Source organism: Bacillus sp. TH19 (assembly GCF_016651075.1).
Taxonomy (GTDB): domain Bacteria; phylum Bacillota; class Bacilli; order Bacillales; family Bacillaceae_G; genus Bacillus_A; species Bacillus_A mycoides.
The window spans coordinates 717231-733102 of the sequence record NZ_JAEKEO010000010.1 but is presented as its reverse complement, the minus strand read 5'-3'; the positions used below and the strand labels follow the sequence as shown (position 1 = coordinate 733102).

The 15872-nt window shown below is 34.4% G+C and carries 12 protein-coding genes and 1 riboswitch; of the genes, 1 reads left to right on the top strand and 11 read right to left on the bottom strand.

All coding sequences use genetic code 11. The features are described from left to right. Window positions 1-94 precede the first annotated feature (94 nt). The 11 genes from JFU54_RS21470 to JFU54_RS21425 all read right to left on the bottom strand — a co-directional run bounded on the left by JFU54_RS21470 (window position 95) and on the right by JFU54_RS21425 (window position 15391). The gene (locus JFU54_RS21470) at window positions 95-7702 is read right to left on the bottom strand and encodes a SpaA isopeptide-forming pilin-related protein (RefSeq protein WP_201066294.1); all 7608 of its coding nucleotides are present in this window, start codon (window positions 7700-7702) and stop codon (window positions 95-97) included. A gap of 60 nt (window positions 7703-7762) precedes the next feature. Next, window positions 7763-7853, bottom strand: a riboswitch (cyclic di-GMP riboswitch). 172 nt (window positions 7854-8025) lie between these two features. Continuing rightward, entirely contained in the window at window positions 8026-8562 is a 537-nt protein-coding gene (locus tag JFU54_RS21465; protein ID WP_012260521.1) for a TetR/AcrR family transcriptional regulator, read from the bottom strand. A gap of 418 nt (window positions 8563-8980) precedes the next feature. Continuing rightward, entirely contained in the window at window positions 8981-9247 is a 267-nt protein-coding gene (locus tag JFU54_RS21460) for a CPCC family cysteine-rich protein (RefSeq protein ID WP_159146329.1), read from the bottom strand. Window positions 9248-9256: 9 nt separating this feature from the next. Then, window positions 9257-9691 (bottom strand): hypothetical protein, encoded by a 435-nt coding sequence (locus JFU54_RS21455; RefSeq protein ID WP_002087154.1) that lies wholly within the window; start codon window positions 9689-9691, stop codon window positions 9257-9259. Window positions 9692-9909: 218 nt separating this feature from the next. Then, the gene (locus tag JFU54_RS21450) at window positions 9910-10563 is read right to left on the bottom strand and encodes a DUF975 family protein (protein ID WP_002125792.1); all 654 of its coding nucleotides are present in this window, start codon (window positions 10561-10563) and stop codon (window positions 9910-9912) included. Window positions 10564-10765: 202 nt separating this feature from the next. Then, entirely contained in the window at window positions 10766-12205 is a 1440-nt protein-coding gene (locus JFU54_RS21445) for a PH domain-containing protein (protein ID WP_201066293.1), read from the bottom strand. Next, window positions 12198-12674 carry a PH domain-containing protein gene (locus JFU54_RS21440; RefSeq protein ID WP_201066289.1) on the bottom strand — a complete coding sequence of 159 codons (477 nt, stop codon included), beginning with the start codon at window positions 12672-12674 and terminating at the stop codon, window positions 12198-12200. Before JFU54_RS21440 ends, JFU54_RS21445 begins: the two co-directional genes overlap by 8 nt. A 238-nt stretch (window positions 12675-12912) precedes the next feature. Beyond that, a complete protein-coding gene (locus tag JFU54_RS30105) occupies window positions 12913-13047 on the bottom strand; it encodes a hypothetical protein (RefSeq protein ID WP_277956409.1) in 135 nt (44 codons plus the stop codon). Window positions 13048-13049: 2 nt separating this feature from the next. Next, window positions 13050-13631, bottom strand: a complete 582-nt coding sequence (locus JFU54_RS21435; RefSeq protein WP_201066287.1) for a TetR/AcrR family transcriptional regulator — start codon at window positions 13629-13631, stop codon at window positions 13050-13052. A gap of 201 nt (window positions 13632-13832) precedes the next feature. After that, entirely contained in the window at window positions 13833-14129 is a 297-nt protein-coding gene (locus tag JFU54_RS21430) for a hypothetical protein (RefSeq protein WP_001137435.1), read from the bottom strand. A gap of 14 nt (window positions 14130-14143) precedes the next feature. Beyond that, window positions 14144-15391, bottom strand: a complete 1248-nt coding sequence (locus tag JFU54_RS21425) for a lipase family protein (protein WP_098219282.1) — start codon at window positions 15389-15391, stop codon at window positions 14144-14146. Between the two features lie 140 nt (window positions 15392-15531). On the opposite strand from JFU54_RS21425, the gene JFU54_RS21420 reads away from it, so the two are divergent. After that, window positions 15532-15795, top strand: coding sequence for a DUF1433 domain-containing protein (locus JFU54_RS21420; RefSeq protein ID WP_374100977.1), 264 nt, complete (start codon window positions 15532-15534; stop codon window positions 15793-15795). Window positions 15796-15872 lie beyond the last annotated feature (77 nt).

The following is a 15872-nucleotide window of genomic DNA, read 5'->3' as shown; positions in this document are numbered from 1 at the left end:
TTTGCAGCTAATTCTTTTGCTAGATGCTTTTTTTATGCCAAATAAAGATAAAAAAGGTATCCTCAAATACTTTGAGGATACCTTTTCACTTTTATTATCTTTGCTGTTTTCTACCTAATACGAGTAATCCAAAACTCATCATTACAAGAAGTGCTCCCATATATGGTTCCACAGGCATTTTCTGCCCTGTCTTCGGTAATTCTTTTTCAGGTTTCTCTGGATCTGTTGTTCCAGGCTTCTCTGGATTCGTTGTTCCAGGCTTCTCTGGATTCGTTGTTCCAGGTTTCTCTGGATCTGTTGTTCCAGGCTTCTCTGGATCTGTTGTTCCAGGCTTCTCTGGATCTGTTGTTTCCGGTTTTTCTGGATCTGGTTTTTCCGGTTTCTCTGGATCTGGTTTTTCTGGACCTGGTGGTGCTAAATGACTCAATTCGTTTAATACTTCTAATTGAACTGAATTTATCATTCCTTTTGTGATTTCAAATGGAATTGGATTAGTTAATTTTTCATATCCTTTTGGTGCTTCTACTTCTACAAGTGTATAGTTACCTACAGATAGATCTGAGACTTTTGCTTTTCCTTCTTTATCTGTTGTTACTCTCGCTACTACTTTACCTTTTTCATCATGAACTTCAAACACAGCTCCTGATAATATATTCTTGCTTTCAGCAGCCATTTTTGTAATTTCCACTGAACCTTTATCTAACTGTTCATTCTCTACTTTCAATGATAAAACTTTCGTCATACCTTTTGTAATTTCGAATGATACTGGTTCTGTTAATTTTTTGTATCCTGGTAAGTTTTCCTTCTCTACTAATTTGTACTTTCCTACAGATAAATCTGAAATTGTTGCTTTTCCTTCTTTATCTGTCGTTACTTCTGTTACTACTTTGCCTTGCTCATCTTGCACTTCGAAGACTACGCCTGCTAATGCTTTTTGACTGTCTTTATCTACTTTTGTAATTTCTACTGAACCTTTATCTAACTTTTCGTTCTCTACTTTCAATGATAGGACTTCTGTCATACCTTTTTTAATTTCGAACGATACTGGTTTCGCTAGTTTTTTGTATCCTGGTAAGCTTTCTACCTCTACTAGCTTATATTTCCCTACTGATAAATCTGAAATTGTTGCTTTTCCATCTTTATCTGTTGTTACTTTTGTTACTACTTTATCTTTTTCATCTTGCACTTCGAAGGTTACGCCTGCTAATACTTTTTGGCTGTCTTTATCTACTTTTGTAATTTCTACATTACCCTTGTCTAACATTTCGTTTTCTACTGTTAAAGTAAGAGATTTTGTCATACCTTTTTCAATTTGGAAAGTAATCGGATCTACTAATTGCTTATATCCTTTTGGTGCATTTACCTCTACCAACTTGTATATTCCAACTGATAAATTAGTAACCTGTGCGTGCCCTTTTTTATCTGTCGTTATTTTAGCGACTACTTGTCCTGCTTCGTCTTGAATCTCAAATACGGCATCAGCTAAAGCATCTTTATTTTTTTTGTCTACTTTTGTAATTTCTACATTTCCTGTATCCACTAATTCATTTTCGACAGTTAATTGTAATGCTGTAACTCTACCTTTTTCAATTTCGAATAAAATTGATTTTTCTAGTGGTTTGTATCCGGCTGGTGTTTCTACCTCCACCAACTCATACTTTCCAATAGATAAATCTGAAACGTTTGCCTTTCCATCTTTATCCGTTTTTACTTTTGTTACTACTTTCCCTTTTGAATCACGTACTTCAAACACAACACCTTCTAATGGTGCTTTACTATCTTTGTCTATTTTTGTGATTTCAACATTCCCCGTATCCACCATTTCGTTTTCTACAGTGAACGCTAGAGATTTTGTCATACCTTTTTTAATTTCAAATGGTACCGGCTTTTCTAATTTTTTGTATCCTGGCAAGCTCTCTACTTCTACCAGCTTGTACTTTCCTACAGATAAGTCTGAAACGTTTGCTTTTCCTTCCTTATCTGTTGTTACTTTTGTTACTACTTTGCCAGTTTCGTCTTGAACTTCGAAGACTACACCTGCTAACGATACCTTATTATCTTTATCTATCTTCGTTATCTCTACATTTCCCGTATCTACCATTTCATTTTCTATTTTTAATGATAGAACTTCTGTCATACCTTTTTTAATTTCAAATGATACTGGTTCTGCTAACTTTTTGTAACCTGGTAAGCTTTCTTTCTCTACTAATTTGTACTTTCCTGCAGATAAATCAGCAATTTTTGCTTTTCCATCTTTATCTGTCGTTACTTCTGTTACTACTTTTCCTTGCTCATCTTGTACTTCAAAGACTACGCCTGCTAATACTTTTTGGCTGTCTTTATCTACTTTTGTAATTTCTACTGAGCCTTTATCTAACTGCTCATTTTCTACTTTCATTGATAGGACTGTCGTCATACCTTTTTTAATTTCGAATGATACTGGTTCTGTTAATTTTTTGTATCCTGGTAAGCCTGCTTTTTCTACTAATTTGTACTTGCCTACAGATAAGTCTGAGATTTTTGCTTTTCCTTCTTTATCTGTCGTTACTTCTGTTACTACTTTTCCTTGCTCATCTTGTACTTCAAAGACTACGCCTTCTAATACTTTTTGGCTGTCTTTATCTACTTTTGTAATTTCTACTGAGCCTTTATCTAACTGCTCATTTTCTACTTTCATTGATAGGACTGTCGTCATACCTTTTGTAATTTCGAATGATACTGGTTCTGTTAATTTTTTGTATCCTGGTAAGCCTGCTTTTTCTACTAATTTGTACTTGCCTACAGATAAGTCTGAGATTTTTGCTTTTCCTTCTTTATCTGTCGTTACTTCTGTTACTACTTTTCCTTGCTCATCTTGCACTTCGAAGGTTACGCCCGCTAATACTGCGCCACTTTCTTTGTCCACTTTTGTAATTTCCACTGAACCTTTATCTAACTGCTCATTCTCTACTTTCAATGATAAGACTTCCGTCATACCTTTTTTGATTTCAAATGATACTGGTTCTGTTAACTTCTTGTAACCTGGTAAGCCTGCTTTTTCTACTAATTTGTACTTGCCTACAGATAAGTCTGAGACGTTTGCTTTTCCACTTTTATCTGTCGTTACTTCTGTTACTACTTTTCCTTGCTCATCTTGTACTTCAAAGACTACGCCTGCTAATACTTTTTGGCTGTCTTTATCTACTTTTGTAATTTCTACTGAGCCTTTATCTAACTGCTCATTTTCTACTTTCATTGATAGGACTGTCGTCATACCTTTTTTAATTTCGAATGATACTGGTTCTGTTAATTTTTTGTATCCTGGTAAGCCTGCTTTTTCTACTAATTTGTACTTGCCTACAGATAAGTCTGAGATTTTTGCTTTTCCTTCTTTATCTGTCGTTACTTCTGTTACTACTTTTCCTTGCTCATCTTGTACTTCGAAGACTACGCCTTCTAATACTTTTTGACTGTCTTTATCTACTTTTGTAATTTCTACTGAACCTTTATCTAACTTTTCGTTCTCTACTTTCAATGATAGGACTTCTGTCATACCTTTTTTAATTTCGAACGATACTGGTTTCGCTAGTTTTTTGTATCCTGGTAAGCTTTCTACCTCTACTAGCTTATATTTCCCTACTGATAAATCTGAAATTGTTGCTTTTCCATCTTTATCTGTTGTTACTTTTGTTACTACTTTATCTTTTTCATCTTGCACTTCGAAGGTTACGCCCGCTAATACTGCGCCACTTTCTTTGTCCACTTTTGTAATTTCTACTGAACCTTTATCTAACAGTTCGTTCTCTACTTTCAATGATAAAACTTTCGTCATACCTTTTTTAATTTCGAACGATACTGGCTCTGTTAGTTTTTTGTATCCCGGTAAGCCTGCTTTTTCTACTAATTTGTACTTTCCTACAGATAAGTCTGAGACTTTTGCTTTTCCATCTTTATCTGTCGTTACTTCTGTTACTACTTTGCCTGCTTCATCTTGTACTTCAAAGACTACGCCCGCTAATGCTTTTTGGCCTTCTTTATCTACTTTTGTAATTTCTACATTACCCTTGTCTAACATTTCGTTTTCTACTGTTAAAGCAAGAGATTTTGTCATACCTTTTTCAATTTGGAAAGTAATAGGATCTACTAATTGCTTATATCCTTTTGGTGCATTTACCTCTACCAACTTGTATGTTCCAACTGATAAATTAGTAACCTGTGCGTGCCCTCTTTTATCTGTCGTTATTTTAGCGACTACTTGTCCTGCTTCGTCTTGAATCTCAAATACGGCATCAGCTAAAGCATCTTTATTTTCTTTGTCTACTTTTGTAATCTCTACATTTCCTGTATCCACTAATTCATTTTCGACAGTTAATTGTAATGCTGTAACTCTACCTTTTTCAATCTCGAATGAAATTGGTTTTTCTAGCGGTTTGTATCCTGCTGGTGTTTCTACTTCTACCAACTCATACTTTCCAATAGATAAATCTGAAACATTTGCTTTTCCATCTTTATTCGTTGTTACTTTAGTAACTACTTTACCTTTTGAATCACGTACTTCAAACACAACACCTTCTAATGGTGCTTTACTATCTTTGTCTATTTTCGTGATTTCAACATTCCCCGTATCCACCATTTCGTTTTCTACAGTAAATGTTAAAGACTTCGTCATACCTTTTTTAATTTCAAATGATACTGGTTTTTCTAACTTTTTATAACCAGGTAAACTTTCTACCTCTACTAATTCATACTTTCCTACAGGTAAATCTGAAACATTTGCTTTTCCATCTTTATCTGTCGTTACTTTTTTTACCTCATTGCCCTTCTCATCTTGGACAACAAACGTTACTCCCGCTAACGGCGCCTTATTATCTTTATCTATCTTCGTTATCTCTACGTTTCCCGTATCTACCATTTCATTTTCTACTTTTAATGATAGTACCTCGATCATGCCTTTTTTGATTTCAAATGATACTGGCTCTGTTAGTTTCTTATAGTCTGGTAAACTTTCAACTTCTACTAGTTTGTATTTCCCTACTGATAGGTCTGCAATTTTTGCTTTCCCATTTTTATCTGTTGTTACTTTCTTTATTACTTTTCCAGCTTCATCTTGCACTTCGAAGACTACACCTTCTAATGCTTTTTGGCTGTCTTTATCTACTTTTATAATTTCTACTGAGCCTTTATCTAACTGCTCATTTTCTACTTTCAGTGATAAGACTTCTGTCATACCCTTTTTAATTTCGAATGATACTGGCTCTGTTAATTTTTTGTAACCTGGTAAGCTTTCCGTCTCTACTAATTTGTATTTTCCTACTGATAAGTCTGAGACATTCGCTTTTCCATCTTTATCTGTCGTTACTTTTTTTACCACTTTTCCTTTTTCATCTTGCACTTCGAAGACTACGCCTGCTAATGCTTTTTGGCTGTCTTTATCTACTTTTGTAATTTCTAATGAGCCTTTGTCTAACTGCTCATTTTCTACTTTCAATGATAGGACTGTCGTCATACCTTTTTTAATTTCAAATGATACTGATTCTGTTAGTTTCTTGTAACCTGGTAAGCTTTTCGTCTCTACTAATTTGTACTTTCCTACTGATAGATCTGAAACGTTTGCTTTTCCATCTTTATCTGTTACTACTTTTCTTACCACTTTATCTTTCTCATCTTGGACTTCAAATTCGACACCCGCTAATACTGCGCCGCTTTCTTTGTCCACTTTTGTAATTTCTACATTACCTTTGTCTACCATTGCATTTTCTACTGTTATTGGGAATATGCCGTCCCCTGTTACATTTACTTCGAACTCTTTTTCTTTTAATTGGTATCCTTCGGGCGCTTTCGTTTCTTTTAAAATATATTTTCCTGGTGCTAACGGTTTAGAAATTGCCTTACCGTCTTTATCTGTAATAATATGCTCAACTACTACACCGTCTTTTACTATATCAAACTCTGCATTTGCTAATACTTTACCACCATTTTCCAAATCGATTTTCTTTAATTCAATTTGACCCTTTTGCATGGTATTTTTAATTTCAATTGTTTTTGTTTCTCCAGCTTGAAGTGTAACCTCTACCGGACTTGTTAATTTTTGATATCCTTCAGGTGCTACTTTTTCATAAATTTTATACGTTCCAGGTGCTAAAGTTTGAGGGGCTGAAAAACCTTTTTCGCCTGTTTTCAGTACTGCAACAACCTTATCCTCACTATCTCGAACTTCAAATTCGGCACCTGTTAACTCTTTAGTCGGATCCTCAGCATCTATTTTATGAATAGCTACTGTACCGTCTTTTGGAGGTTCAGGCGGCGTAACCGTTACTTCATTTGATGTTAATTTCTTATCATCAAAATGTAATTCTGCTTTATTAGGAATCTTCTTATCTACGTAAGAAGATAAGTCTGCATCAGCTTTAATTTTCGCCTTAATATTCAAGTTAATTATCTGGTCTTCATATGACTTATAGTCAAAACTCTCACCGAACGTAAATGCTACTTCACTTTTTTGTTTATCTATCTTTAGTGTTCCTTTAGAAGTAATATCTTGGCCATTTTGATCATACACTTTTGCCTCTAATACTTCTAATACATCTTCTAAATCATCACTAATTACCATAGATGTGTATTTAGGAGGATCGTTTGGTATATGTGTACCAACTTGATATTGAATAGGTTGATCCATTTGCGCTAACTGCTGATTCTCTACAAGCTTACCATTCTCATCAACTATATTCTTTTCAATACTAGGTGGATTATCTTCGCCTGAACCGCTTCCTCCCCCACCACTTACGAATACTTCTCCTACTTTTTCTTCAGTTTTAATATTTTTGCCTTCTAATTTCACTGTATTTTTATGAGGCTTTGCAGCGGGATTGGTAATCTTTGTTTTATATCTTAAAATATAACCTTTTGAACTGTCTGGAAATTCAATTGTAAATCCAGTCTTCGTTGCATTAATTTTAATTTTAGATAAATCTGCTGGCTTAATATTTGTTGGTGCATAACCATCTTCAAATACAGCCTCTTCTAATACTACACTGTCTGTAATTAACTCATGCCCAGGTCCTAATGTATCTGTTAATTTAAGATCTTGCATTTCTGTTCCAGTTGCATTTACATATACAAGCCAATCAGCAATGGACGGATCTTCTTGATTATAAGAACCCCATTTCAATAGGTTATCTGTATTGGGCTGCGGCTTCGGTCTCTCTGTCGTATTACTTACACTTACTTCTTTATTTACGATTTGACCATCAACGTTAAATTCTAATGGGATTTTTTGGACACCATCATATGCTTCTAGACCAAAGTAAAATTCTACGAATAAAGAACCTTTAACGTTATTCTTTCCTTCTACATAATCACCCATAGTACACGTTAATAGACCCTTTTTCATCTCACATATACCAACTGTTTTGCCTTCAGCATCTTTTAAAGGAAAACTCATATTCATAAGATCTTTTCTAAATTCTTTTGGCATATCAATTGTGAATTGATCTCCACTTTTTATTTGCTCTTTAGCTGACCACTTCACTTCTACTTTCATACCATCTGAAGCCTGATATGGTTCAGATGTTGTGCCATCAGTACGAGAAATATTAATCTCGTCCACTGGATTTTTTATCACAGCGGCTTGAATAACTGGAGCCCATACATTCAGCACTGAAAATAATACTAGAAAAACTAATGAAACCATTGAAATGTGCCTTTTAGTACTTTTCGTTTGCATAATTTCCTCCTAATTTTTTATATTTATATAACAAAAAAAGACCGTCCGGTTGCATCAAAAATGTGCAACCAGACGATCTTAGTAACCAATATATTACCGTAGACTCTAAGCTTTGCGGCCTATCCTTTCGAATAGTGTGCTAAAAATATTTTTTTATTCTTTTTTTGTTTCATTTTCCTTTTGAACCAAATATTACTATACCGTCTGGACGGTTATAATTCAACACCCTGCAAAATTGTTCTATTATTCTAATAAAAAAATAATTCCCCATCGGATTAAATAAACCAATGGGGAATTATTTTTTATTCTATAGTTTGTATATTCTACTTATAGGAAGCATTGATAAGAGCTTGAATCACTTTTTCTCTTAATTCAGAACTTAGTCTTCCAATCCCTAAATATTCCGAATACCATAATCCATCAGCTGCTAATCTAATAATTGTGGCACAAACAGAATCCATTTCATCATTTTCTATTTTAGTTTGCAATTGCTGAAATGCTTGTTGTAATGGCTCAAGTAATTCCGGTTTTAGCATTAATGCTGCCATCATACTACTACACAACTCTTCTGTTCTTTTCTCATTACTTAATCTTTCCTCTACAAAAGAACGAATCCACCTTCCTTTCTTCTCTGTGTCTTCCGTTACCCTATTATGAATAGCACCATGATACTCCTCTGTCCCTTTAAGTATCATGCCTTCTATTAAAGCTTCTTTATTTGAAAAGTGATACAATAATCCACCTTTACTTACACCTGCCTCTTTTGCTACTGCTTCTAAAGTTAACTTAGCTACCCCTTTAAATTGAACAATTTGAGAAGCGGCGGCTAAAATCTTTTGCCGTGTTATGCTCGTGTTCATTCCTTTTTAAACCCTCATTTCTACTAATTCTATCTAAATACGTATTTTATTTTTAATATTGTTCAGTACTACTAGGTATTTTTTTATTCAATATAGGCTTCATTATCTTTGAATTGTTAGTTGCTTCTTCTATTAAAAATTTCCATATCATCCAATATGATAACATTAAATACACTCCGTAGACTATACATCTATACATTTATATAAATTCCTAATATTCCCATAAATGCGAAATACAATTTTAACGAGTCGATTTCCTATCCTTTAGTTTTCAAGCATTTTTCGACGCTGGTCTTCCTACCACCCTATCAGCTTTATTGTTTTATTTTATAAGACGTTGCCAATTCTTTAATCACTAAATAAAAAATGTTATTACTTCTCTTTCTATAAGTAATAACATTTTCTACCTATAAACCACTTAACAAATTTGCTTCCAACTAGCATCCTTCATATCTTCACCAGTCGGTTTTCTAACTGATTCAACAAAACATTCCTCACAAGCACCAAATGCAATGAAATTTTTCTGCGCTTGTCTTAGCGAAACCTCATTTGCTCCGCCTTCAAAGTCATGATCGTTAAACTGAACAGGATCATCTTCCCAATAACATATGTTACAGATTTCATATGTACCTGGTGGTTCTTCTTCTAATGTTTTATATCCGCAGCATGGACAAGTGTATTTCATATAATCACCTTATTTCTCTTCATATGTAGTCCTGCTTACTAAAAATGTAATAGAGCAAATGACAGTTAGTCCCATAAAGTACATCATTACAACAATACGCGTATTTTCATATATTGTAGGGAACCCGTCAGATATAACTTCATAACCAAAAACAATACTTATAGCTAAGAGAATATATAAAATTAAGGATGGAATAAAATGTAGCTTTACAGGTAAAATAACACACCTAAACAATATCTCCCCAAGAAGACAGCCAACTAAAACAACAGGGATTCCAATTATCAAAGTAGCAGCCAACATGTTGGCCATAGCAATAAAAAGATTCGTAAAAATAGAAAATAGCCCTCCTTCGAAAATCCCCTTCTCATCGTATATTTGAACTATCGTCATTGAAATAAATAAGCTTAATAAAGAATGGGAATACGGAATTAAAAATTTCCTCAATCATGCTCACCTCACTTTTCCCTTCACATATATTATTCATTATTTTCTATCATTTTTACATGAAAAAATAACCCTCTATGATAAAACATAGAGGGAATAATTTCTATATAAAAACCTATACCTTATCCTGAAGTGAACCCGAAAACAGAACACATATCAAAACACCTAAACCGTCTGTTCCCTATATTCTTTAAGGGACAAGTGGTTTAGGTGGTTTATTAGAAGCTAGTACCTTCTTTTTTATAATATTCTTTTGAAATCTCTTCATAAAATGCTGCCGATGTCGCGTAGAAATAAGGTGCAGACCATAAGAAACCGATTCCTAAAGTAAGAATACTTAAAATGAACCAGCCAAGGAAACTTAAGCATAGTAAAAAGTAATCCATTTTATGTCCATTCATCATATGGCGACTTTCGGTAATCGCTTGATTCGCTGTGTATTCTGGACGATCATTCAAAATAAAATACGTCATAGAATAAGAAAATGATTTAATAATACCCGGAATAATAAGAAGTAATGTCCATAGCATCAAGTATACATACATTAGTAAATATGTTAAAAACGACTTCATAAGCTTACTTCCATCGCTAAACCATCTAAATAAATCACCAATGCGAGCACTAGTCTCACGGATTACATTTAAAACAAGATAGTAGGCGCCTATTGTTAACGGACCAATAACAAGCATTGCAATAATACTTACTGTAAGCGAATCACTTGCTTCTTCCCAACCCCAAAACATCGAGAAAACACCTGTAATTAGAAGTTCAACAGCTCCAATAAGGATTCCAAGTAATAAGGTTGCCCCTACCGCTAATCCCCATTTTCCTTTTAATGCATCAAGTGCTTCTCTTTTCAACTGACTTATCATATATAACCTCCTAATATTATTTCTATATTAGTATACCATTTATATCAAAAATTTCACGAATTTCCCTGAAATAGAAAGGTACTACTTTTTTTCTGATACGTATTGAGAAATGTGAGCTGTATTTGCACCCATATATGAATCAAACTATTCATTTCTCCATAACAAAAAAGCCTGCCTTTCATAATAGGCAAGCTTTTTTAAATTAATTCTCACTTATTCTCTTCTTATACCAATCCTGCATTCTCTCCGCATCTTCTACTCTCGTATGCTCTAGTTTATAATTCGATGATGCACTAGAAAACGTATACGTACATAAATCCGCTCGGCGCTGGAAATATGATTGTGTTTTTTCAATTGATTGGACGTGTCTTCTTCTTACAAGCCCTGTATGTTTCCCAATACTACGATGTACAATCGTAATTTGTTCTCCGTTTACACCGTAACCATTTGTTTTAAACGTTCCGTATCCAAGTGTAAAGATAAGGATCGCGAGTGGAATCAACGCCCACATGATGTAATACTTTTCAAAGTATATACTTATTCCAGTAAGCGGGATTGCTAGCATTGCGAAGAATATAAAACTATCAATTAAGTAACGACGTAATGCTGCTTTTGGTAATGAAATAATGTTTGTATTCAATTCGTATGGTAATTGTAAATGTGCAAGTAACTGTTGTACGCGCTCTTTTCGAATGATAGGATGCAGTGTAACTTTTTCTTTTTCGTCACCCAGTCCTTTACTTTGAATGACTTCTACTTGCACAGCACAATAACCGAATGGCTGACGTAAAATACTTTCTTTTATCGTAATACCTTGAATACGATGTAACTTTAGGACGAGTTCTTTTTTCTCAAGTAATCCTTGCGAAATGCGGACTTCATCATTTCTTCGATTCACTGTGAAATCTCCATGTTTTAACGCATAACCGATTGTGGATATCATCCAAGAAATGACAAGTAAAATAGCTACCATGTAAATCCAGCCGTATATATCATGATCCATTACATATGACTCTACTTTATTTTTTATCCATTTCGGAATGTATTCATCCACTTGGTTATAAACGAAGAATATTAAAGAAAATAGCAATCCAAACTGCCCAGATGTAACAGATGCTAATAAAATTTCTTTCCAAGTTAATTTGTATTCTGTCGCTTGCTTTTCCTCTGTAACGATTTCTTTTTCCACTACTTCTTCTGATGTTTCTTCTGCTTTTACTTCTGGAGTTGGCTCATTTAGTAAGGAAATAAGCTCCTTCGCCTCATCTTCTGTAATACCAGCTAGGCTTACTTCGGCATCATCGCCTCCACCAGCTGTTTCGATTTGAATTTTCTTTAAACCGAGCATTTGATATAACACGTTTGAACTCGTATTAATCGTTTGGACACGTTCTTTATTTAAGTAGCTCTCCTTCTTCACAAAGAGCCCTTGTTTCACATGTAATACGTTATTTTCAACCCAGTATGTTGTGTAATACCATTTTTCAAACGCTGAAAAGACGGTGAGTAAACCGAATCCAGTGGGAATTAAATACCAAAATGGAAACTTTCCATTTAAACTAAACATGAAAATAAATAATGGTATAAAGTCTGTTATTTTTAATTCTAATAACATCGTAATGGGATGCTGCCTCTTATACATCCTCATCACTCACTTTCGCTAATTCTGCGATTCTCGTTTTTAACATTTCTGCTTCATACATCGTTAAGCCTGGAATGCTGTGAGAAGTTGCCGCTGTTGAAATATGTAATTCTGCTAATCCATATTTTCTCATAATTGGTCCTTGTTCAATTGTAACGTGCTGTACACGAATCATCGGTACTAATACGCGCTTTACAACGAAAAGACCGTGCTGAATTTCAAGCTCTTCTTCATTTAATTGATAGCTATAATAACGCTGACGTAGTTTCGGGAATAAAAAGTACGAAAATGGTGCTAGCGCAACTGTTAACCCAACCATCACATAAAAAATCCACGCCCACCAATCAAACTTTATCATGAGGAAAAGGTATACTAAGATGACGAGAATACCTATCCCTTCTTCAATTACAGCACGAACTTTCCACACCTTGACCATGTCAGGATGAATTTCATTTTTCAATGGATCCATGTAACCACTCCAAATCTATTAATCTAATATACGAATACTCTCAATCTATATTTTACATAACTTTACAGAAAATTAGTATTTATTCTTCTTTATCTTTCTTCTCAGGAATAAAATATCCGAACCAAAGTAGCCAAGTGAAGCCGATTAACTTCATCCAACTTCCATCCGCTTGAAAAGCTTCAATCATACCTGGTATTTTATAAAGTGAAACTTTAATCAGCCCTCACCAATCGGGCTTTTACGGGCAGTTGATCCCCCACCTAACTTCTTTGCTTTCGCTGAATTTTGAGGTGGGGGTCTTACTGCCCGTTAATGCGGGATAAATGCCAATAAATCCAAGAAAACCGAGCCACCAGTTTTTTTGCATTTTCACTTTTATTCCTCCTTCATGACGTTTTTCACATTTCGAATCCAAATTTCTTTATACTTTAACTGGAATCCCATTAACATGTAATTACTCATATTATCGATCACGAGCGCTAACGTATGAGCATTTTCTTCCGTTGCCTGTTGTGACACAACGTCAAGTTCCACACCTTTCTTCAATAAATCGTGGAAACCATTTAAGAAATCTTCTTGTATTTCAAATAAGCGTTTCTGATACTTTTCATTTCGCGATGCAGTTACGATGAATTCATTTATGACGCGTAGTATGCCTTCTTGTCCTTCATACTCAGAGAGCATATGTAAACCATCGGCAATTAATTTTTCTGCAAAGTTTTCTTTCGTATATTGCTCTTTATCGAAGTAACTTGCAAAATGGTACCCAGAAAAAATTTCTTCAAATAAAAAATCAACTAACGCTTCTTTAGAAGAAAAATGATAATAAATAGCCGGTTTTGAAATACCTACCTCTTTCGCAATCATAGAAAGGCTCATCTTCTCAATACCGTGCTCTGCCATGAGTTTAAATGATGCCTCTACAATGTTTTGCGATGTTTGTAAATTCTTTGTCATACTGTACCTCACTTATTTTTACTTACCGGTCGGTAAGTAAATTGTAAAATAAAAAATCATCGTTTGCAAGTTTGATTCAAAATTGTATATTACTTTTTCAATCTACATTATGGATCTAGGATCATATTCCTTAATAATGACTACAATAATCTTTAATCCAGTTAAACTACAAAAAGCACCTTTGTGAGTGCTTCTTGTAATTTAATATTTAGGCCCCATGTAATCATAACTTTGATCTAGCGCTTTTAATAAATCAATCGCACCCTTTAACTCTCTTTTATCAGACTCTAATTCTTCCATCCTTCTTTCGATATCTTTTTTAAAAGATTCTAAATCGCTAATGGCCTTCTTCCCCACTCCAAGTTGCGACCAGCTTGATAAGAGTAAATTATGTACATTACTTACAACTCTTTTATTATGATTTAAGTCTTGAATCATATGGTCAAATTGTTGTAAGGCTTGGTTCAATGCTTCTTCATTTAAGTAAATTCTCGGCATCCTAATCTTCTCCCTTAATATTGTTGATCTGTCTTCTTATAATCATCGGCTTTCTTCTCAATAAAATCTGAAATTTCCGTTGCTGTTCGTATGTACCAAAAACTTAAATGCTCTACATGTGCACGTATATTATTTACTTTAGCTTCTACCCGTCTACTTTCAGCCGTTTCTAATAATGTCATCATATTAGAAATTAACCTCGGTACTCTATCTTGAAATTCTTGCGCGTTTCGCTTCATATCTCTTACAGCTTGTTCTAAATTCTCTACCACTACACGAATTTCTCCCCCGCCTAATAACGCGCCTGGTGAATCATAAACTCTTTCATTCGTGTCTACATTTAACAAGTATTTATTGGATAAAGACCCATTCTCTCCAAACCGGAAGTTCTGATCTGTTTGATAGTGATAACCAGGGCCACTTATCGAATTCAAAAATCGAGTAACATCCATCCCGATCTTTTGCTGTAATGATAGCTTTGACATTTCTTCTTTCGAAATTGGTGGGGTTACCGCATAAGTAGAGCCTATATGACTTTCATATGCACCAAATGGTCCATAGCCAATTGAATCATTTCCGTGAACAACACTTACAATTCTATTATTAAACTCACCATTATTTGCTTTTTCTTGTAAATCAGGCGGTAACAAATGTTTTGCACTCGGCGCATTCCATGACATACATCTTACATTATCATTAGATGCCGCTGCATATTCCGCTAAAGCTCCCCCTAACGAATGACCCGTCGTATATATCTCCACATCATCCCTGTCCTTGTATGTATCCGTTACTTGTTTCATGACCCTTTCAGCCTGTTCGAATTGATTGTGTGTTTCCCAGCGCTGATTCTCTTCATTCCAATATTTCTTTGAACCTTCATTCTCAGTCCCTGCTACAGGAGGTGCTGCTGGTTCATGAACACCTTCTCGTAATACAAAATGATTGGTATCCGTTTTTAAATCCTTCATGCCTTCCCCTGACTTCATCGGAATGCCTAAAGAGTTTTTCTCTATAATTTTATCCCCTTCTGTACCTCGGAAAGCTACCATAACTTGCTTTTTGCCATCCACATCTCGTTCAAAGGCTACTGCGTCCATTCCGGTTTGTTTGTCGTGGAATGTTTTTTCTACCTTCCATTCTTGAATCAGATTTTTATCACTATCTTTAAGCACAACTTTACCTTGAAGTGTTTCATCATCATCATATGCCCTCTGGGCTAATTCATAATACGTAACATCTAATACTTGATTATTATTGTTCAAACCATTCCCCTCCCGTAAAATTTAGGTTATTCTAAAAATTAGAATAACATTTTTTGGAGGAGAATCATGGAAATAAAAAGAAAAAAGTTTTATTTTCTTTGATATTAATTATTTTAATTACCATTTTTGGAGGATGTACTATGGAAAATAAACAAGAAAAACAACAAGAACAACAAGTAATTGATAAAGCAAAAGAAGAAACTATTAAATATTTCAAAGAAACAGAGGGATTAGATGTAACAATTACCAAACATAAATTTGGACCAAAAGATTTTCAAACTATCCTTATCTCAGGTTATGTAACAAATGACAAAAGTAAAAAGTTTACCGCTTCAGTCCAATACGCTAATGATTATCATATTGGTTCTATCTCAGCGTCTAATAATTTTGATTTTAAACATTAAATCTAATAGTTTCACGTCAACATAATTATTTAAGTTTGCTTCTTTCATTCAGGAGTATTCCTTATAAGAAAGAAAAC